The following is a 20041-nucleotide window of genomic DNA, read 5'->3' as shown; positions in this document are numbered from 1 at the left end:
TCCCGCTGGTGCAGCCATGTTTGCCAGACACGCAACTGGCGAGCAAGCAACAGTAAAGCAACACCTGAGCAACTTGAGAAAGAGTATCTGCTCCAAGAACAAACTAACAACCAACCACAAGAGACAGCAGCATGAACCTGTTCCACGAGATCAATCCCTCAACTGGCGAGATTGTCCGGCTCTGTGATGGCAAACATGACCCAGTAAATTTTCATTATATCCGCGAGCAGGACTCCGATTGGAGTTTTTTCCACGCTTGGCAGAAATCCTGGCCAACCATCCGCCCCCTGCTCTCAGAGCTGAAAATCTTTAGACGGTACATTAATGCTGATCGCCGCTTCCGGACGGTTGGCGATAGAAAGGAGTTGCAACCACAATGACACAGAAACTATACCTAGAGGTCCTGAAGTCTAACGATGCCATCATGGGGCTGACACATCATCCACGAGAATCAGCCAGCTTCGACTTCGTTGAAGTGACGCAGATGGAACTCGATTATCTCAACGGTCTTGAGGACCATGTTTTCCCAGCCGGGATGATTACAACTCTCAGTGACTTGCTCGACTTTAGAAAGTTGAAACAAGAGTCCAAGATCAAGGCAGCACAGACAGCCGTTGCCAAGTCTGCTCAAGCTCAATCGGCGGCTAAAGTTAAGGTGGACAAAGTTAAGGCCGAACTAAACTTGTTCATGGAGGCAGAAGCTGCAAAGCGAGGCGTCTCCCGTGCAGAGTTAGAGACACTACTCGAAGCCCGCCAGAATAAGCTAGCCAACCCCGCTACAAGACCCGCCAAGGCTGCCAGCAACGCCAGCAACGCCAGCAACGCCAGCAACGCCAGCAACGCCAGCAACGCCAGCAATACTAACCCACCCCCTAGCGACGACAAGGCCCGCCAGAGCCTTATCCAGCAGATTAAAACACGTAACAAGTACAAGTAACTCACAAGGAATAAACTATGACTAACACCACGCAATACCAGTACGGAAAAGATGTAGCAGAAGTCTTCAAACACTCGGAAGATGAACTTCAGGCGCTGATTTCCAAGAAAGAGAGGGAGTACTATGAACGCTCAGAAGGTCTCCATTTTAAGGGCCTTGCCGCACATGTAGACTTTGTTCGCTATTCGCCGCTTGAACAGTCGCTGCCAGAGTTGCAGCAGTTTATCCAAGATGGCTACACGATGGGGACGATCATTAATCGACCACTCTACCTGCATGTGATCTTGCGGAAGCCAAGTTCAATCATTGAGGCCGAACTGCCAGAACTCACCCAACAAGCTGAGGCGGAATACGCAGCAGAACGTTACCAACGCAACGTGGTTGAAACTCAACGTCTTATGGAGGTTACGATTGCCCGCCGCGCGCGGGAAGCTGCTGCAAAGGCCGCAGAAGCTGCTGCAAAGGCTCAGGCGACTGAAGAGAAAAAGGCCCTAGCCGACCTATTAGCTGCATATCACAAGCCCGAGGTAGCAGCGTGAGTAAGGACAAACAGCAATCCAACGCTCACCAGCGATCACTGTCAGTGCGTCTCTCGGATGAGAACTTTCACACCCTCTGTTATCACGCCCGGAAGCACCAGATGGATGCCCGGTCTTTCATCGGGTACATGGCCACCTGTTACGTGACCGCTATGCGGGCGGAAGAAGCAGCATCAAAGTGACCTGCCCCCCTTGACGACTGGAAGAAGTATCGTAGGATAGTTATCCCTCCAGCTCCCACAGAGCTGATTGCCCACATCCCCGAACAACCGCTCCCGACAATCAAGCCGATTTGGCCCACTGATTTCGTCGGTATCGTGCTGCTCGGGGGAAGGGTTTGAAGGTCGGAGGTAGTATAGAGATGTGTCCGCCTTAATTGATCAAACCCGCATGGCATAAGGGCTTCAGCCCAATCCGATATGCGTACTTCCAGAGAAAAACCCCACATAGAGAGGAACGAAATGAGAGTTTCAGTGTACCGGCCTGACCATCAATTCAAGCTGCTCAGCTTGATGGAACACACAGGCGTAAAGAACCCAACCCGTATGGTTGAACAATTGATTGAAGAAGCTGCCATGCGGCTTGATTCCCTAAAGAGTGGAACGAATGTTAACGAACACCAAGGCCAAGAAGGCCAAGTCTACTGAATATGATTACACCTGCTACTCGTGCAAAGATTCCTACAAAGGTAAGCGGGAGCAGGAAGACAAGAGTAAACGCTTCTGCAAAGATGCCTGTAGGAAAGCCAAAGCTAGAGCCGCCAAGAGAGCAGAGAAGAAGCTAACCCGCGTAGAAGCCCAGTTCATCCGCTACTACAAGAGCACTCACGGTAAATACGTCTTCGACTATTGTAGAGATGCGGGTACAGTCGGCATCTTACTAGGCCACACTGCAGCCTCCCTGTTCGAGCTGAAGTCATTACATAACACCAGTTACATGTGCAACGGCTGGGGTCAGGATGAAAAGAAGTCTACATTCCACCGCTGCCACATACAGGCCCATAAAGGTACAGACGGCTCAGTAGGTGCATTGCACCCTATCAACTTGTTCATTGGTGACGGCCACACGAACCAGACGTACGGGAACAAGCTAGTTTCCACTGATGCAGGCCTGAAGATCCCTGCCAGTAAGTTGAAATCGACGTGGCAGGTGTCCAAGACGGACACGAACGAAGAAGTAGCACAGAAGATCCGCAAACTTTTGGGCAAGGAGTTCACTGAATACCTCTCGCAGTCTGATGCCATCGTAATGAATCAAGTGAACACCTTGGCTCAACGTATCTACAACCGCCAGCAGAAGGGCACAGCCGTACAGGATCTAGACCAACGCTACACCAAGGCGGAGCTTGAAGCCTCCCCCCTTGAAGAGCTGGAGTATATGGACGCTTATCAGCGCGGGAAGGATTCAGTATCCAAGCACAAGTCAGAGCGTGCTGCCCGTGCCACCCTCTGTGTATACGCTGATGAACTAGAGCGGATGGCGAACACTTCCCCCTCAGAGCGCCAGCGGGACAACTGCCGCTTCATGTTAGGTCTAGTACGGGTGCTGGGAGTGTTCATCGCCCAGATGGAAGACCAGCAAGGCTTAGCCCACAAGAGTTTCTTGCCGCTGGGCGATACTGAGTGGAAACCGCTGTCTCACTTTTATCTGAACAAGCAGCAGCCGTGGGGCAAGCCATCGCAGCGCCTGATTGATGCAGACCGGGAGTTCCTGATAAAGAACCTTACCGAGCATTGCTTCCATGCTCTAGCTGGCGCGGACATCCCGCAAGGACTCTTAAGGGCTCGCCTACTGAAGCGGCTAGACGTGGCCACACTGGTTCCGACAGTGCAGGCTCCTGCTGATTGGCGGTTCAAGGCGTTCGGCTCCTGGGACAAGTTCATCGAGGGCCTATACGCCGATGCAGAGCCAGTGTGGCAGGCGTTGCTGGACATTGGCCTATGCACCGCTGCGCAGATCGAGGAAGCACGTACGGGGCTGCTCTGGAGTTTGCAGGAAGGGCTTGAGAGAGAGCGCCACCGATACCGCAATCAACCCTGCTTCAAGCGGACGTATAAGGGCAAGTACTACACCCGTTGGGGCTGGAAGGACTACCCCGAGCATCTGGAGTACCCGCCTGTTCTCGCTGAGTTGTTCCTACCGGGTGATGAGGTTGCAGCCCTGCCACTGGCTGCCTGATGCAGAAGCAATGGGAAAGCAATCGATATCTAATGCCCTTGGGGGCCACCCTTACAGCCCCCCGCGCCACCAGATCCTGCCAACCCCAGCAAAACCGGGCACTTCACCACTGGTGGGGTCAAGCAATCCGCGCCACACACGCAGATTTCTCGCTGGAACACTCGCAGCAGTGGCGGACTGATCGTCTTCCCCAGCAATCTAATCTCCTGCAACGCAGGAAGTTGAATTCGCAAGGTCACCCCGGCAAACCAGTGTAGAGCAGGCCAGCAGCCAGCAGCCTAGAGCACTAGTACCAACAAACGACCGACAAACGATACGCTCAAAACACCTGTTTTTCGGCACCATAAAAATAGGCTTTATTTGTTGGTGATACCTTGATACACTGATACCACCTTAAGCGATACCATCGGAGCCACCCGCCATGTCCCGCGCCTTCCTTTACTGCCGCGTTAGCACCTCAACCCAGTTCACAGAGAATCAGGTGCAGGAGGTGAAAAACTCTGGCTTCGAGGTGCAGGCCAGCCGGGTAGTGGAAGAGACTGTCTCAGGCAGCATCCCTGCCAGTGAGCGCCCCGGCTTCCAGAAGCTGCTGGACCGCATGGAGTCAGGTGACGTGCTGATCGTGACCAAGCTTGACCGCCTCGGTCGTAACGCGATGGACGTACGCTCTACGGTTGAGATGCTGGCAGGTCGTGGTATCCGCGTTCACTGCCTCGCCCTTGGCGGTGTGGACCTGACCAGTGCAGCAGGCAAGATGACTATGCAGGTTCTGGGTGCCGTGGCTGAGTTTGAGCGTGACCTGCTGATCGAGCGGACACAGTCGGGGTTGGCGCGTGCGAAGAGTAAGGGCACGAAGCTTGGACGCCCTGAAGCAACAGCCACCACAAAAGAGGTGCAGCGCCGTAGGGCAATGAACATGACGCAAAGCGAGGCAGCGGCTGACCTCAAGATCGGTATCGCTACTGTTAAACGGCACTGGAATAGGGCCTTGGCACAGTAGGCAGTCTACTGCTATCCAGTACGGATGCCACTGTAAGCTCCTGTAGCGCCACCTTAGCAACGATATGCAGGTGGCCTTTGTCACCACGAGATTTTAAAATCAAACTCGTGTAGCGCCTTATAGAAAGCTATGTCGGGTCAAGGCCCTCGCCACATAGTGTCCAGTTCCAGCCGTTTACCAGAACGCCCCTTGATATTATGCCCAGCGATTCATGACCGTATATTAGCGCAGGGCAAGTGGTCGTTTAGAAAAAGTTGGATACTCCCCGATTTTGAAGTTGGTCAATTTCCCGCACTAGACATGATGCGAGTCTTACCTTCATTTACTGCACTGACCGCACAATACCACTTCACTCTTGCGGCATTACAATACGAGCCTCTATCCCGACGCTTTGCAAATAGTGAAGCAGCCCGCCACCATCCACCAGTTCAATAGGTTTTCCTTTAGCGAAATTAAAAGCATCTGGACCGTAGCCGCTTGTGGTCACCAAAATACCCTTATTTGCTCCTTCATTCATCATTGTTCCGTATAGATCGCGTACGGCGGAAACTCCCACAGTATGTCGATATCGCTTCGCCTGGATAACTACTTTGCCACCGATGATAGGGCGGACGTCGTAAGCTACGCAGTCAACACCGCCATCTCTCGACGCCTGAGTTAACTTAGAATCTAACCCCAAGTCTTGAAAAAGCTTCACGATGAGCCTTTCGAATTCGTATGGGTTTAGGCCCATAAGATTCTGGGCAGAGCTAAGAAAAGATACATCTCCTTGATCTACAAATCGTCGGTCATTCATGTTGAACTCGATGATTGGTTTGACCGCCTGTAGCTCTGACGCGCTTCTGGAAACGTGTGCTCCTAGATTTCTCACACAGAGCGCCGGATCGACGTGAGCCAAATCGATACGTTCAAATACCTGCTTGGTCACCCGAGTGGACACTAGGCACGGCCTGACCTTCATTCCTGTAGCCCTGTCTACAGTGTCAAGGTAGCCGTTAAAACAACATACCTCAATATGATTTTCCGTGTCTGATTCAAATACCTCGTAAAGCGATTTCAAAGCGAGCGCCGATATCAGACTAGTATAGTCTGCATCAATATCTCTCTGTTTCCTGCCCCGACCAATAATTTCATCTTTTGATTTAATATAGCGGTAGTCAACTGTTTTAGGGATCACGGCGACCTTGGGCAATGCATATTCCACAATCAGCTGCTTTGACGCAGCAACGTATAGCGTATTGACCTGACGTGATAACCAACTGGGATAGGGTGATAACTCTAGAATCTTCTTTGCGTACGCCGCGACAATAAACTCATCGCCAGCCGCATAGTTTACTGCCAGTCTTTCACGCTTTTGACGGATCAGATCGTTGTGAGATATAGCCGCTGACAGCCTTTCTTCAAACTCTATTCTGAGTTGTACAATGGCGTCCGCCCGACCTTTCTCCTGCTCTTCCCAAGCGATAAGATCATGGTGATATAAGTTTGACTGCTTTTCTTCGGCCATAGCCCTCCTAGCCGCGTAGCCTGGCCAGCACCTACTTATAAAATCATTTACCTTTCGTTGCCGATAATTGTTGAGAGCGGGTCGCGGCAAGGCGCGTGTCAAATGAGCCGGCACGGTGAGAACGGGTAAACTTTGGTAGTCATATAGGGAGTCAAAGTCTAAGTGATGCTGCGCATTAAGAGTATCGTGAAGAATTTCACGGTACGCATAGTGGATCTGGTCATTTTTTTTGTTCTTAGCCGCTGCTTCCGCCTCGCGGCGCCGTAGGTATTGATCTTTCTCCTCCCGGGGAGTGAGCTGGCGATCCTCTGCATTCTCCACCTTCGTCAGTCGGTGTAGTGCTACGGCGCCCCCTGCTCCGCCATCATCGCCTATCGGAGCGAAGCTCCTCCACTTCCTGCGCCCAGCAGCAAAAATCAGATAGGAATAATAGGCAACGAATAGAATAAGGAATGTATAGAGGAATTCCATTTTTCTTGGCTTCCGTGGGTAAACAGACTTGTCGAGGCGTGCAAGCAGATTGCCACCCGTCCACTAGTGAAGCAAGACACGCGAAATGACCCATAACATTTCGCAGATGAAACAGATATTGGCTTAGGCAGACCGTTTGCTTTGACCTATCCGCATCATTCGACTATCTCTACACTCCTGAACGCGCCGCCCAACCACTGCTCATCGATAACGCCCTCGTAATCGCGGTTGATATCCTCGACAGGCTACAGCATTCCACTGCCAGCCACGGTGATCGAACGTTGTCGCGTGCAGACCGCAACGGTTATCAGGAAGCAGCAGCATTGATCAGGGCAAGATAGTTAGAGGGAAAAGGATGCAAGCGTTACGTACAATTCCTACGTACAACCCAGAAACTAAAAAGCCCCGTAGACCTTGATCTACGGGGCTTCACGTATAATGGCGGAGAGATAGGGATTTGAACCCTAGGTACTGTCGCCAGTACAACGGATTTCGAATCCGTCCCGTTCGGCCACTCCGGCATCTCTCCAGTGGCGCGCATCATACCAGCACTTTCGCAGAAGGCGAAGCCCCCAAGCGAAAAAAATTGCGTGCTATCAGGCGCTTGCGTGAACTTGCCGCTTAAAGCGGCACGCCCAGGCGTTTTGCGACTTCTTCGTAGGCTTCGATGACGTCACCGAGGCCCTGACGGAAGCGGTCCTTATCCATCTTCTTGCGGGTTTCCTTGTCCCACAGGCGGCAACCGTCCGGGCTGAATTCGTCACCCAGCACGATCTGGCCGTGGAATACGCCGAATTCCAGTTTGAAGTCGACCAGCAGCAGGCCAGCGTCATCGAACAGCTTGTTCAGCACGTCGTTGACCTTGAGCGACAGCTCTTTCATCTTCGCCAGTTGCTCGGCGGTGCCCCAACCGAACGCCACGACGTGGGATTCGTTGATGAACGGGTCGCCCTTGGCGTCGTCCTTCAGGAACAGTTCGAAGGTGTGCGGGTTCAGCTTCATGCCTTCTTCGACACCCAGGCGCTTGACCAGGCTGCCGGCAGCGTAGTTGCGCACCACGCACTCGACCGGAATCATGTCCAGCTTCTTGACCAGGCACTCGTTGTCGCCCAGCAGTTTGTCGAATTGGGTCGGGATACCCGCTTCTTCGAGCTTCTGCATGATGAAGGCGTTGAACTTGTTGTTCACCATGCCCTTGCGGTCGAGTTGTTCGATACGCTTGCCGTCGAACGCCGAAGTGTCGTTACGAAACAGCAGGATCAAGCGGTCAGCGTCGTCGGTCTTGTAAACCGACTTGGCTTTGCCGCGGTAGAGTTCTTCACGTTTTTCCATGATGGGCTCCGCTTGCTAAATAGATGGGCTAGGCGATTTCGCGCCAGTCGAGCCCAGAATCTTGATCGGCCAATTGCAGCCAGCTCGGGTCACACCCAAGGGTGTCGACGAATCGTTGCCGGGCCAGCTGCGGCAGGTTGTTCTTGCTGCTGAGGTGGGCCAGTACCAGATGTTGCAGGTGCTGCCAGCCCAACTCGGCCACCAGGCCGGCCGCCTGGTGGTTGTTCAAATGCCCCATTGAGCCGCCAACCCGGTGCTTGAGAAAGCTTGGGTAGGGCCCCCTGGCCAACAAATCGCGGCAGTGATTAGCCTCGATCATCAAGGCGTCCACGCCGTCATAACAGTCCAGCAGGTTGCCATCGTACGAACCCAGGTCCGTCAGGAGGCCGAAACGCCTGCGGCCGTCGCTGAACACGTACTGGGTCGGCTCTTGCGCATCATGCGCGACGGCCACCGCGCCAATACTCAGCGAGCCGATCTGCAGGCTTTCGCCACCGGCGATAAAACCCGCCGCCTCGACCGGCTTGCGCATCCCGCGCAGGGTTCCACGACTGAGATAGACCGGTAGATTGTAGCGCCGCGACAGCAACTCGACCCCATGCACGTGGTCGGCATGTTCGTGGGTCACCACCACGGCGCTCAATTGTGACGGGGTGATGCCCAGACGAGCCAGCCGACGCTCGGTTTCTCGCAGGGAGAAGCCGCAATCGACCAGCACACAAGTATCCGAGCTGGCGACCAGCGTACCGTTACCCTTGCTCCCGCTGCCTAATACCGCGAACCGCACTTAACCCAGGTTGTCCTGGATCAGTGTCAATACGCGACGGGCTACATCGGCCGGTGCCACGGTGTTGATGTTCTTCTCGACGGTCACCTGGACGCTGTCGCCCACTTTGCTCAGGCGGACCTGATAACGCTCGGCGCGGGCTTCACGCTCTTCCTTGGTCGGTGCATTGCCAAACAGCTTGCTCAAGAAGCCAGGCTCCTGGTCACGCTGCTCGGCTTTTTCGGCCAGGTTGATGTAGTACAGGCCCAGGCTGCGGTTGATGTCTTCGATACGCCAGTCGCCCTGCTCCAGAGCGCGGCCGACACTGGACCAGGCGCGATCAAGGTCAGCACCCACGTTCAGGACCGGGTTGCCGCTGCCGTCTTCTTCCAGGGTGACGCGCGTCGGTGCGTCGAAATCACGCGCTGCCAACAACGACACCGAACCGCCCTTCTCGGCGCTGCGGGTCATGCTGGCCAACAGCTCATCGGTCAATGCCGCATCGATACCGCTGCCCGACCGCGCCGGGAAGTCGACTTGAGCGGTGCTGCCGGCAGGACGCTCGACGCTGGTCACGTAGACTTCACTGGTGTTGCGCTGCACGCCAGGTTCGATACGCACCCGCACACGGGCTTCGTTGTCGCTGCTGGCTGCACTGCTGGCCAGGCGCTTGGCCATGCTGGCGGACAGCTCGTCGAAACGCTGCCAGGTGGTGTTGAATTCACCCGTTTGCGGGCGCTCTTCAGCGATCCGGAAACCATTGTCTTCGAAGAACTGACGCGCCACCGGCCAGACTTCAGCCGGTGCGTGCTGGGCCAGGACCCAACGCGACTCGCCGCTCTTCTGCAGGCTGTAGTCGCTGGCTTCGGCGGAGGCTTGCAACGGCAGCGGGCGCGGCACTTCGTACTCGCCCTTGACGCTGCTGTCGGCAACATTGCGGGGAATCGGCAGCAGAGGGTCCAGTCGCTTGCTGGTGCTGACATCCGGCGGCAGCTGCATGGCAGCCGTTGGGTGCGCCTCCAGGTAATCGCTGCCACGATCGCGGAAATAGCCATCCTCGCCCCATAACCAGCCGCAACCGCTGGTACTCGAGATCACCAGGGCAAGGGCAGAAAGACCAGCCAATCGCTTCATGCGGTGTACTTCCTCAAATTTTCCGAATGCCGGACGCGCGCAAGGCGTTCCGCACTGTTTCATGATATTTAGCGCTCAACCAGGTCAGCGGCAGGCGGATGCCTTCCTGCATCAGGCCCATGTCGTACAGAGCCCACTTGACCGGAATCGGGTTGGCTTCGACGAACAGGTCCTTGTGCAGCGGCATGAGTTTTTCATTGATGGCGCGTGCGGTCTCGGCATCGCCCTTCAGGGCGGCTTCGCACAGGTCGGCCATTTCGCGCGGGGCGACGTTGGCGGTCACGGAGATGTTGCCCTTGCCGCCCATCAGAATCAGCTCGACAGCGGTCGGATCATCACCGGAAAGCACCACGAACTCTTTCGAAACGCCGTCGAGGATTTGCTTGGCGCGCTCGAGGTCGCCAGTGGCTTCCTTGATGCCGATGATGTTTTTCACGGTCGACAGGCGGATCACGGTCTCGGCCAGCATGTCGCAGGCAGTGCGGCCAGGCACGTTGTAGAGGATCTGTGGGATGTCGACGGCTTCGGCGATGTGCTTGAAGTGCTGGTACAGGCCTTCCTGGGTCGGCTTGTTGTAGTACGGGGTCACCAGCAGGCAGGCGTCGGCGCCGGCTTCCTTGGCGTTCTTGGTCAGATGAACCGCCTCGCGAGTCGAGTTGGCACCGGTACCGGCAATGACAGGGATCTTCCCTGCAACTTGCTTGACCACATGCTTGATGACTGCGATGTGTTCCTCGACATCGAGTGTGGCCGATTCGCCTGTGGTGCCTACCGCAACAATGGCATGGGTGCCGTTTTGCAGATGGAAGTCCACGAGCTTGGTGAGGCTGTCCCAGTCAATGTTACCCTGTGCATCCATGGGTGTGACCAGTGCCACCATACTGCCCGTAATCATGCAACCGCTCCTGCCGGAAAAAGAGAGCCGTAATGGTACTGGCGCCATCAGGCTTGTACAAGCGAAGTCCGGCGCACGAGCATTCCCCTCGGCGATGCTTTTCGCTACCCTTCTGACTTTGATCGGTACGGACTGACATAATTGTCGCCTTGCCGCGTCCCTTTTCGGTGCTATAACCCTGATTCCTGAGCCGCGATTGCTGGTTGCATGCCTTTATTGGAGGCCGGCAACAGCAAGGCCACAGGTATCGCAGGCCCGACGAGATACGCGCCAGCAGGCAGAACCCGCCCTCGACCGTATCGACCGCTCATCGCTTTAGGAATGCTGCATGTCCACCCCCACCGTTCGTGAACAATTTCTCGTCATCAGCGCCCTGGGCCCCAACCCCATGGAGCTGACCAATGTCCTGTGCCGTGCCAGCAACGATAATCGCTGCGCGGTCGTCACCTCGCGCCTGACCCGACACGGCGACTGCAGCGCACTGGTGCTGCAGGTCTCGGGTAGCTGGGATGCCCTGGCGCGCCTGGAGACCGGCCTGCCGGGCCTGGCAAAGAAGCATGACTTCACTGTCAATGTTGTCCGTAGCGCGGCGCTGGACAGCCGTCCACAATCGCTGCCGTACGTGGCCTATGTCAGCGCGGCTTATCGTCCAGACATCATCAATGAGCTGTGCCAATTCTTCATCAACCACAGCGTCGAGCTTGAAAACCTCACCTGCGACACTTACCAGGCCCCGCAGACGGGCGGCACCATGCTCAATGCCACGTTTACCGTGACCTTGCCGGCGGGCACTCAGATCAGCTGGCTGCGCGATCAGTTCCTGGATTTCGCCGATGCCCTGAACCTCGACGCCCTGATCGAACCATGGCGCCCACAAAATCCGATGTAAGGAAACACGAGCATGGCTGTTGAACTCGACCAGACGGTTGCCGACTTCCAGGCCCAGGCCACCAGCGGCAAGACCGTCAATCTGGCTGACCTCAAGGGCCAGCAGGTAGTGATTTACTTCTACCCCAAGGACAGCACCCCTGGCTGTACCACAGAGGGCCAGGGTTTCCGTGATCAATACGAGGCCTTCCGGGCAGCCGGCACCGAGATTTTCGGGGTGTCGCGCGACGGGCTCAAATCCCACGAGAACTTCAAGACCAAGCAGGGCTTCCCGTTCGAGCTGATCAGCGACAAGGACGAGGCGCTCTGCCAACTGTTCGACGTCATCAAGCTGAAAAAGCTGTATGGCAAGGAATACATGGGCGTCGACCGCAGCACCTTTCTGATCGACAAGAACGGTGTTCTGCGAAAGGAATGGCGTGGCGTGAAAGTGCCAGGCCACGTGGATGCCGTGCTGGCTGAAGCTCAGGCGCTGAACGCCTGACTGCTGACTCACCACCTGACTGTGTAGGAGCGGACCTGGCCGCGATGGGCTGCGTAGCGGCCCCCGGGTCTGCTGCGCTGCCAAGCCGGACCGCCCCCCCGCTCCTGCACGTGAATGGCTGATGCTTTAGATAAGCGGCGCTACCGCCGGCTCACGCCGTGGCCAGGCATCGAGCACTGCCTTGAACAGGGTAGCGAGCGGGATCGCGAAGAACACGCCCCAGAAGCCCCACAGGCCGCCAAACAGCAAGACTGCACAGATGATCGCGACCGGGTGCAGGTTGACGGCTTCGGAGAACAGCAGCGGCACCAGCACGTTGCCATCCAGGATCTGGATGATCCCGTAGACCGCCATCAGGTAGATGAATTGATCGCCCCAGCCCCACTGGAACAGCGCAATCAGGGTGACCGGAACCGTCACGACCACCGCGCCCACGTAGGGCACCACCACCGACAAGCCGACCAATAGCGCCAGCAAGGCGGCGTAGTTGAGCCCCAGTGCTACAAAGGCAATGTAGGTGGCAACACCGCAGATAAAGATCTCGATGACCTTGCCGCGAATGTAGTTGGCGATCTGCCGGTTCATTTCCTGGGCCACGCGGGTGATCAGTGCGCGCTCGCGCGGCAGGTAGCCACGCACCCAGTGACCGATCATGGTCCGGTCCTTGAGGAAGAAGAACACCAGGATCGGCACCAGCACCAGGTAGATCATGATGTTGACCAGCAGGGGCAGGCTCGACAGCGAGAAGGTCAGCGCCCATTGCCCGAACTTGCCGATCTCGCCGCGCATCACCTCGATGGCCCGCAACACCTGCTCGTCCGACACCAGATGTGGATAGCGCTCAGGCAACAGCAACAGCAACGACTGCCATTTGCCCAGCATCCCCGGCAGCTCGTTGAACAGGGTGATCAGCTGATGCCAGAGCAGCGGAACCAGCACCAGCAGGAACACCGCCAGAGCGCCCATGAACAAGGCGAACACCACCCCGACAGCTACCCCGGTGGGCACCCGAAAGCGCTCCAGACCGTTCACCAGCCCCTGCATCAGAAACGCCAGGACCATACCGGCCAGCACTGGCGCGAGCATCCCGCCCAGCGTGAGCACCGCGGCGAAGGCAAGAAACAACAGGACCGCCAGCACCACCGCCTCCTCATCGGAGAAGTAACGCTGGATCCAGTCGCGAAGCACTTTGAACATCAAACATCCTTAAAAAACTGAAATCGCCGTGAGTCAGGCCTTTTTCAACCAGTAGGTGTAGACACCGGCATCCACGCTTTCCTGTAACAACGTATGGCCAGCCAGACGGGCAAAGCTACGGAAATCACGCTGCGACCCAGCGTCGGTTGCCGTCACTTTCAACACCGCGCCACTGGCCAGGCGGTTAAGCTCCATCTTCGCCTTGAGCAGCGGCAACGGGCAATTCAGCCCGGTGGCGTCGAGTTCGGCGTCACACTCTACAACGTCGGTCATTGTTTCACTCCACACAACTTCGCGATTTTTCCTGCCAACGATACCTGACTTTCGAGCAGGATCGACAAGCCGGCTAGCATACCCCAAGCCTGGGTGCCTCTGGTCGCAGGCCGGGTAGACAGCTACAGTAGGATCTTTGTCGACCAGAGCTTCGTGCATGACTTTATTGCGCCCCACCCTGCTGACACTGGCCTGCCTGCTGGCTGTTCCAAGCCATGCCGACGACCTGCCGTCACTCGGCGATGCCAGCTCTGCCATCGTCTCCCCACAACAGGAACATCAGTTGGGCCGCGCCTGGCTCAGCCTGTTGCGCGGTCAGGTGGCCCAGCTGTCCGACCCCCAACTCAAGGACTTTGTCGAAACCAGCGTCTACAAACTGGCAGAAACCAGCCAGCTGCAAGACCGGCGCCTGGAATTTATCCTCATCAAAAGCCCCGAACTCAACGCCTTCGCCGCTCCAGGTGGCATCGTCGGCGTGAACGGCGGGCTGTTCCTCAATGCCGAAACCGAGGGCGAATACGCTTCGGTGCTGGCTCACGAACTGGCGCACTTGTCGCAACGCCATTTTGCCCGCGGCGTCGAAGCTCAACAACGCATGCAACTGCCGATGATGGCGGCGCTACTGGCCGGCATCGTGGCCGCCGCCGCAGGCGCCGGTGACGCCGGGATCGCGGCCATTGCCGGCTCCCAGGCAGCCGCCATTCAGGCCCAGCGAACCTTCTCCAGGCAAAACGAGCAGGAAGCCGACCGGATCGGTATCCAGAATCTGGAAAAGGCCGGTTACGATCCACGCAAGATGCCGACCATGTTCGAGCGCCTGATGCGTCAATACCGCTTTGATGCCAAGCCACCCGAGTTTCTGCTGACCCACCCGGTCACCGAATCACGGATCGCCGACACTCGCAACCGCGCCGAACAGGCACCCAAGGGTGGCACCGAAGACAGCTTGCGCTATCAATTGATGCGAGCCCGTGTGCAACTGGCGTTCGAAGATACGCCTGGCCTCGCGGCCAAGCGCTTTCGCGCTTTGCTCGACGAAAATCCCAAACTGGAAGCTGCACGCTATGGCCTGGCCCTCGCCCAGATCAAGAGCGGGCAGTTGAACGAAGCCCGAGAAGGGTTGGGCCAGCTGCTGGCCAAGGCGCCGAACGACGTCACCTATAACCTGGCGCAAATCGACCTGGACCTGACCAACAACCGCCTGGCCGATGCCCAGCAGCGCATGGACAGGATGCTGACCCTCTATCCCAACAACTACCCGCTGAACCAGACCCGCGTCGACCTGCTGCTAAAGCAGAACAAGGCCGCCGAGGCGGAGAAATCGCTGGATAAACTGCTCAAGAACCGCCCGGACGATCCGGATATCTGGTACATGGTCGCAGAAACCCGGGGGCTCTCCGGCAACATCATCGGCCTGCACCAGGCGCGCGCGGAATACTTCGCGCTGGTGGGCGACTTCGACCAGGCTGTGCAACAGCTGGACCTGGCCAAGCGCAAGGCGGACAAGAACTTCCCGCTGCAATCACGCATCGATGCGCGTCAGCGTGAAATGCTGGAGCAGCAGCGAATGGTCAAGGAGATGATGCGCTGAAAAAAGCCGCTCCCAGGGAATATGCCGGTCAGTTAAGGAATAGAACGACGCAACCCTTGTAGGAGCGGACCTGGCCGCGATGGGCTGCGCAGCAGCCCCCAAGGCCGGTGATATCTACGATAAGCCCTGGGAGTGCGGGCGGTTTCGGAATCGCCGGGGCCGCTTCGCAGCCCATCGCGGCCGGGTCCGCTCCTACAGGTGTTACAGCGTTCAATTCCTTAACTGACCGGCATCATTCCCAGAGAGCGGCTTTTTTTATCCATTTGGCTTTACGCGTTGCCGGACAACTTCATGCGCGCAGCCTGCGTGAAATCGAGCATGCGCTTGAGCGGTCGAATGGCGTTGGGGATGAGCGCTGCATCGACGAAAATCTCGTTGGTACCCTCTCGCAGGCACTGCAGGGTGCGTTCCAGCGTGTTCATGGCCATCCACGGGCAATGCGCGCAACTGCGGCAGGATGCGCCGCTACCGGCCGTAGGCGCCTCGATAAAGACCTTGTCCGGGCACAGCTGCTGCATCTTGTAGAAGATGCCGCGGTCAGTGGCGACGATAAAGGTCTTGTTCGGCAGGGTTTGCGCAGCGGCAATCAGCTGACTGGTAGAGCCAACCGCATCCGCCAGGTCGATCACCGACTCGGGTGATTCGGGGTGAACCAGAATCGCGGCATCCGGATACAGGGCCTTCATATCTTCAAGCTGTCGTGACTTGAACTCTTCGTGCACGATGCAGGCACCGTCCCACAGCAGCATGTCGGCACCGGTCTGTTTCTGGACATAGCGGCCCAGGTGCTTGTCCGGCGCCCAGATGATCTTCTCACCGTTGTCCATCAGGCTCTCGACGATTTCCAGCGCACAGCTGGACGTGACCACCCAGTCCGCTCGCGCCTTCACAGCCGCCGAAGTGTTGGCATAGACCACCACGGTCCGCTCAGGATGCTGATCGCAAAACGCCGAGAACTCATCCACCGGGCAACCCAGGTCCAGCGAACAGGTCGCTTCCAGGGTCGGCATCAGCACGCGCTTTTCAGGGTTGAGAATTTTGGCGGTCTCACCCATGAAGCGCACACCGGCTACCACCACGGTCTTGGCCGGGTGCTGGTTGCCGAAGCGGGCCATTTCCAGCGAGTCGGACACGCAACCACCGGTCTCCTCGGCCAGGGCCTGGATGACAGGGTCACAATAGTAGTGCGCCACCAGCACCGCGTCCTGAGCCTTGAGCTCAGCCGCGATGGCGGAACGTAGATGGGCCTCTTCCTCTGGCGTCAGCGGCTTTGGCTGCTTGGCATCGAGGTGGGCTTGTACCAGAAGACGTTCGGAAATTTGCGTCATGTTCGCAAGACCTGCAGGCGCTTGTGCGCGAAAGTCGAGTATACCACCCAGCTCGCGCAGAGCCGGTTAAGTGGAGGCAAGCGGACACATGGCCCGCGAAATTGCCGAAGGCTACAGATAATCGGATGAATTCAAAAGATTTTTTTGACCGTAGGTGAAACGGAATGGAGAAACAAGAATCATTAGTTTTTATCAAGCAGTCTTCCTGGTGCCGTTTGCCCAACTCAGGCTTTTTTCGCCCTCCAACCGCATCATCACTTTGTTGCTCGCATTTCCCTGTGCCATTTTTACAGGACCCGAAGCTTCAAAGAACAGGCGAAGGAGCTGGACATGCAGTGGACCGAAGAACAGCAGCCCGTCATTGAATCCACAGCCGAAAAACTTCTGATCCAGGCGTTTGCCGGCACCGGGAAGACGACCACGCTGGTGGGCTACGCACGCCATCATGCTTCAATGAAGCTGCTGTACCTCTGCTACAACAAATCCGTTGAAATGGCCGCCAAAGGCAAATTCCCTCGCAATGTGGTCTGCAAAACCGCCCACGGCCTTGCCTATGGGAAGTACGGCAGCCTGTACACCGCCAAACAGGTCAACAATCTGCGGCTCACCGATATTGCACGAGTGATCAACACTCAAAACTGGGAACTGGCCCGCGATGTGCTCAGCACGCTGAACAACTTCATGGCCAGTGCTGACCCGGGAATCGACTGCACCCATTTCCCTCGCTTCCAGAATCAACGAGTGTTCACCACTGCACAAAGTCGCTTCATGCAGCAGGCACTGGGTGCCGCTCAGTCCATCTGGAGCAGGATGATTGACCCACAGGATTCAGGCATGCCCATCACTCACGATGGCTATCTGAAACTGTATCAATTGAGCAAGCCAGATCTGAGCCATAGATTTGAGGGAGTACTTTTGGACGAAGGCCAGGACGTGAACCCTGTGATTGCAGACCTCGTGAGAATCCAGCGTATTACGAAAGTGACAGTCGGGGATCCACACCAGCAGATTTATCGGTTTCGTGGAGCTGAAGACGCATTGAACAGCGATTGGATGGCTGATGCCGAGCGACATTACCTGACCCAGAGCTTTCGCTTTGGCCCTGCAGTCGCCCACGTGGCCAACATCATTCTTTCCTACAAAGGGGAACCACGAAAACTCCAGGGGCTGGGGCCAAATACCAGGGTCAAACGTGCGTTACCCGAAGAGCTTGGGCATCGCACCTTCATCCATCGGACCGTCATCGGGGTGATCGAGAACGCACTTGCGCAGGTCATCAACGAACCCAGGATTTTTTGGGTGGGAGGTATCGACAGCTATTCACTAAGGGAGCTTGAAGATCTGTATTTGCTCAGCCGCGGCAGAAACCAGGAGGTGCAGAATCGCAAGCTGTTGCGCGACTACCGCGATTTCAACCAATACGTCGAAATCGCCGAGGCCAGCCAGGACAGTGAAATGCTGCGGTCAATCAAGATCATTTCCTCCTATAGAGATCTGCCAAAGCGGATTCTGACACTCCGATCTCGCACGGTGGATAACGAACTGGATGCAACGGTCACACTCACCACCGGACACAAAGCCAAAGGCCTGGAATGGGACTTCGTCAGCCTTTACGACGACTTCACTACCGATCCACTTTCCCCTGGCATGGATAAAGCCAGGAGAAACGATGAACTGAATCTGCTCTATGTTGCGGTTACTCGAGCAACCAAAATCCTGGCACTCAATTCAATGGTCATATCCGTCATGCAGGCCTATGTCGATGCTCGCACCTGCGCCTCAGGCGACTGAATAGACAGAGAGCCAACAAGCCCTACGTGCAAAGTTACCCCGAAAGCGACGGACAACAAAAAAGCCGCTGTCTAGCATTTAACTAGAAGGCGGCTTTCTTGATGAATCATATGGTGGGTCGTGTAGGATTCGAACCTACGACCAATTGGTTAAAAGCCAACTGCTCTACCAACTGAGCTAACGACCCCGGAAGTGGTGCGTATAATACTGATTTCTAACGGGAATTCAACACCTATCAGAAAAATATTTCAGAAATATCTCGTTGGGTCGCTGACACCGGCCGCAGCAAAACCCTCTGCGCGCAGACGGCAGCTGTCGCACTTGCCACAGGCACGGCCTTGATCGTCTGCCTGGTAGCACGAGACCGTCAGGCTGTAATCCACGCCGCGAGCGATGCCAGCCTTGACGATGTCGGCCTTGCTCAGGTTTTGCAGCGGCGCCTGGATGCGGAAGCCGTTGCCCTCTACGCCCGCCTTGGTGGCCAGGTTGGCCATGCGCTCGAAGGCCTCGACGAATTCCGGGCGGCAATCCGGGTATCCGGAATAATCCACGGCGTTGACGCCGATAAAGATATCCCGAGCTTCAAGCACTTCTGCCCACCCCAGCGCAAGAGACAGGAAGACAGTATTGCGCGCAGGTACGTATGTGACCGGTATGCCTTCGCTCGGCGCCTCGGGGACGTCGATAGAGGTGTCCGTCAAGGCGGAGCCGCCAATGCCGTTGAGGTTCAAGCCTATGACCTTGTGCTCGACCACACCCAGGTCTCGAGCGACGCGAGCGGCCGCATCCAGCTCGGCACGATGGCGCTGGCCGTAGTCGAAACTCATGGTGTAGCAGCTATAACCGTCGGCCTTGGCCATGGCAACCACGGTGGCCGAGTCCAGGCCACCGGACAACAGAATTACCGCGCGTTTTTCGCTCATTGCTTGATCACTCATTTCAACGCCCTGGCTCATCGTTCCAAAGCAATTTATGCAGTTGCATCTGCAGACGCACCGGCAGGTTGTCGGCAACGATCCAGTCCGCCAGATCGGTAGCCCGCAACTCGTGGTGGCTCGGCGAGAACAACACCTCACCCGCCCGCTCATCCAGGCGATACTCGATGAGCTTGGAAACGGCCCAGTCGTAGTCTTCCCGAGAACAGAGAACAAACTTGACCTGATCATTGCGTGTCAGCAAACCGATATTTTCATAGCGGTTGCGCGCCACTTCTTTGGAGCCCGGAGTCTTGAGATCGAGAACGCGGCTGACCCGGGTGTCGACCGCAGAAATATCCAGCGCACCACTGGTCTCGACGGAGACCTCATAGCCGGCGTCGCACAGTTGCTTGAGCAGGGGGATGGCATTGGGTTGCGCCAGCGGCTCGCCACCGGTCACGCACACATAGCGCGGACGAAAGCCAGCCACCTGCTCAAGAATGGAGTCGAGGGTGCGGGTGGTGCCGCCGCTGAAGGCATAGGCGCTATCGCAGTACTGGCAGCGCAGTGGGCAGCCGGTCAGGCGAACAAACACCGTGGGCAGGCCAGCAGTGCGCGTTTCACCCTGCAACGAGTAAAAAACTTCGGTAATACGTAATGTGTCTTGCATAGTCGCCACGGGCGAGACAGCTAAACAGGCCGTCCGCCTCCGTCAGGCACCTTTCTGGACTCGGCATCGCGCAGTTCAGAAAAGCGTATTTCAATAAAAGGGCCAAGATTCTAACGAAAAAACCCGCGACAAGCGCGGGTTTC

At 56.7% G+C, this 20041-nt stretch carries 19 protein-coding genes and 2 tRNA genes; 9 read left to right on the top strand and 12 right to left on the bottom strand.

Annotated elements, in window-relative coordinates; all coding sequences use genetic code 11:
* The first annotated feature begins 131 nt into the window (after positions 1-131).
* The 5 genes from GUY40_RS12960 (at position 132) to GUY40_RS12940 (ending at position 4654) form a co-directional block, all read left to right on the top strand.
* Entirely contained in the window at positions 132-380 is a 249-nt protein-coding gene (locus GUY40_RS12960) for a hypothetical protein (RefSeq protein WP_166569340.1), read from the top strand.
* Complete coding sequence (locus GUY40_RS12955; protein ID WP_166569339.1) at positions 377-937, top strand: hypothetical protein; 561 nt, start codon at positions 377-379, stop codon at positions 935-937. Before GUY40_RS12960 ends, GUY40_RS12955 begins: the two co-directional genes overlap by 4 nt.
* A gap of 17 nt (positions 938-954) precedes the next feature.
* Entirely contained in the window at positions 955-1476 is a 522-nt protein-coding gene (locus GUY40_RS12950) for a hypothetical protein (protein WP_166569338.1), read from the top strand.
* A 606-nt stretch (positions 1477-2082) separates the two neighbouring features.
* Entirely contained in the window at positions 2083-3654 is a 1572-nt protein-coding gene (locus tag GUY40_RS12945; protein ID WP_166569337.1) for a hypothetical protein, read from the top strand.
* Positions 3655-4075: 421 nt separating this feature from the next.
* Entirely contained in the window at positions 4076-4654 is a 579-nt protein-coding gene (locus GUY40_RS12940) for a recombinase family protein (protein ID WP_166569336.1), read from the top strand.
* A gap of 349 nt (positions 4655-5003) precedes the next feature.
* Here GUY40_RS12940 and GUY40_RS12935 read toward each other — a convergent pair whose 3' ends face one another.
* The 6 genes from GUY40_RS12935 to dapA all read right to left on the bottom strand — a co-directional run bounded on the left by GUY40_RS12935 (position 5004) and on the right by dapA (position 10759).
* Positions 5004-6632, bottom strand: a complete 1629-nt coding sequence (locus GUY40_RS12935; protein WP_166569335.1) for a restriction endonuclease — start codon at positions 6630-6632, stop codon at positions 5004-5006.
* Between the two features lie 439 nt (positions 6633-7071).
* Positions 7072-7161, bottom strand: a tRNA-Ser gene (locus GUY40_RS12930).
* Between the two features lie 92 nt (positions 7162-7253).
* Complete coding sequence (gene purC, locus GUY40_RS12925) at positions 7254-7964, bottom strand: phosphoribosylaminoimidazolesuccinocarboxamide synthase (protein WP_166569334.1); 711 nt, start codon at positions 7962-7964, stop codon at positions 7254-7256.
* A 28-nt stretch (positions 7965-7992) separates the two neighbouring features.
* The gene (locus GUY40_RS12920) at positions 7993-8751 is read right to left on the bottom strand and encodes an MBL fold metallo-hydrolase (protein ID WP_166569333.1); all 759 of its coding nucleotides are present in this window, start codon (positions 8749-8751) and stop codon (positions 7993-7995) included.
* On the bottom strand, positions 8752-9864 hold the full coding sequence (bamC, locus tag GUY40_RS12915) for an outer membrane protein assembly factor BamC (RefSeq protein ID WP_166569332.1): 1113 nt from the start codon (positions 9862-9864) through the stop codon (positions 8752-8754). It lies immediately after the preceding gene.
* A 13-nt stretch (positions 9865-9877) separates the two neighbouring features.
* Positions 9878-10759 carry a 4-hydroxy-tetrahydrodipicolinate synthase gene (dapA, locus tag GUY40_RS12910; RefSeq protein ID WP_166569331.1) on the bottom strand — a complete coding sequence of 294 codons (882 nt, stop codon included), beginning with the start codon at positions 10757-10759 and terminating at the stop codon, positions 9878-9880.
* 328 nt (positions 10760-11087) lie between these two features.
* Here dapA and GUY40_RS12905 point away from each other — a divergent pair, with 328 nt between their 5' ends.
* Together GUY40_RS12905 and GUY40_RS12900 are read left to right on the top strand one after the other, a co-directional pair.
* Positions 11088-11648, top strand: a complete 561-nt coding sequence (locus GUY40_RS12905) for a glycine cleavage system protein R (protein ID WP_166569330.1) — start codon at positions 11088-11090, stop codon at positions 11646-11648.
* A gap of 12 nt (positions 11649-11660) precedes the next feature.
* Positions 11661-12131, top strand: a complete 471-nt coding sequence (locus GUY40_RS12900) for a peroxiredoxin (protein ID WP_166569329.1) — start codon at positions 11661-11663, stop codon at positions 12129-12131.
* Between the two features lie 126 nt (positions 12132-12257).
* Here the strand turns inward: GUY40_RS12900 and GUY40_RS12895 are convergent, their stop codons facing one another.
* Together GUY40_RS12895 and GUY40_RS12890 are read right to left on the bottom strand one after the other, a co-directional pair.
* Entirely contained in the window at positions 12258-13328 is a 1071-nt protein-coding gene (locus GUY40_RS12895) for an AI-2E family transporter (RefSeq protein ID WP_166569328.1), read from the bottom strand.
* Positions 13329-13361: 33 nt separating this feature from the next.
* Complete coding sequence (locus tag GUY40_RS12890) at positions 13362-13601, bottom strand: sulfurtransferase TusA family protein (RefSeq protein ID WP_166569327.1); 240 nt, start codon at positions 13599-13601, stop codon at positions 13362-13364.
* A 157-nt stretch (positions 13602-13758) separates the two neighbouring features.
* Between GUY40_RS12890 and GUY40_RS12885 the strand changes: the two genes are divergently transcribed.
* Complete coding sequence (locus tag GUY40_RS12885) at positions 13759-15192, top strand: M48 family metalloprotease (protein WP_166569326.1); 1434 nt, start codon at positions 13759-13761, stop codon at positions 15190-15192.
* Between the two features lie 269 nt (positions 15193-15461).
* Here the strand turns inward: GUY40_RS12885 and nadA are convergent, their stop codons facing one another.
* A complete protein-coding gene (gene nadA / locus GUY40_RS12880) occupies positions 15462-16520 on the bottom strand; it encodes a quinolinate synthase NadA (RefSeq protein ID WP_166569325.1) in 1059 nt (352 codons plus the stop codon).
* A 330-nt stretch (positions 16521-16850) separates the two neighbouring features.
* On the opposite strand from nadA, the gene GUY40_RS12875 reads away from it, so the two are divergent.
* Positions 16851-18311 carry a UvrD-helicase domain-containing protein gene (locus GUY40_RS12875; RefSeq protein WP_166569324.1) on the top strand — a complete coding sequence of 487 codons (1461 nt, stop codon included), beginning with the start codon at positions 16851-16853 and terminating at the stop codon, positions 18309-18311.
* A 111-nt stretch (positions 18312-18422) separates the two neighbouring features.
* On the opposite strand, the gene GUY40_RS12870 is transcribed toward GUY40_RS12875, so the two are convergent.
* The 3 genes from GUY40_RS12870 to queE all read right to left on the bottom strand — a co-directional run bounded on the left by GUY40_RS12870 (position 18423) and on the right by queE (position 19898).
* Positions 18423-18498, bottom strand: a tRNA-Lys gene (locus GUY40_RS12870).
* A 61-nt stretch (positions 18499-18559) separates the two neighbouring features.
* Complete coding sequence (gene queC / locus GUY40_RS12865; RefSeq protein ID WP_166569399.1) at positions 18560-19234, bottom strand: 7-cyano-7-deazaguanine synthase QueC; 675 nt, start codon at positions 19232-19234, stop codon at positions 18560-18562.
* Between the two features lie 16 nt (positions 19235-19250).
* Positions 19251-19898, bottom strand: a complete 648-nt coding sequence (gene queE, locus GUY40_RS12860; protein ID WP_166569323.1) for a 7-carboxy-7-deazaguanine synthase QueE — start codon at positions 19896-19898, stop codon at positions 19251-19253.
* Positions 19899-20041 lie beyond the last annotated feature (143 nt).

Origin of the sequence: Pseudomonas sp. R5(2019), assembly GCF_009905435.1 — a bacterium.
Classification (GTDB): domain Bacteria; phylum Pseudomonadota; class Gammaproteobacteria; order Pseudomonadales; family Pseudomonadaceae; genus Aquipseudomonas.
The sequence above is the reverse complement of the archived record's forward strand: the minus strand, read 5'-3'. Positions and strand labels throughout refer to the sequence as shown.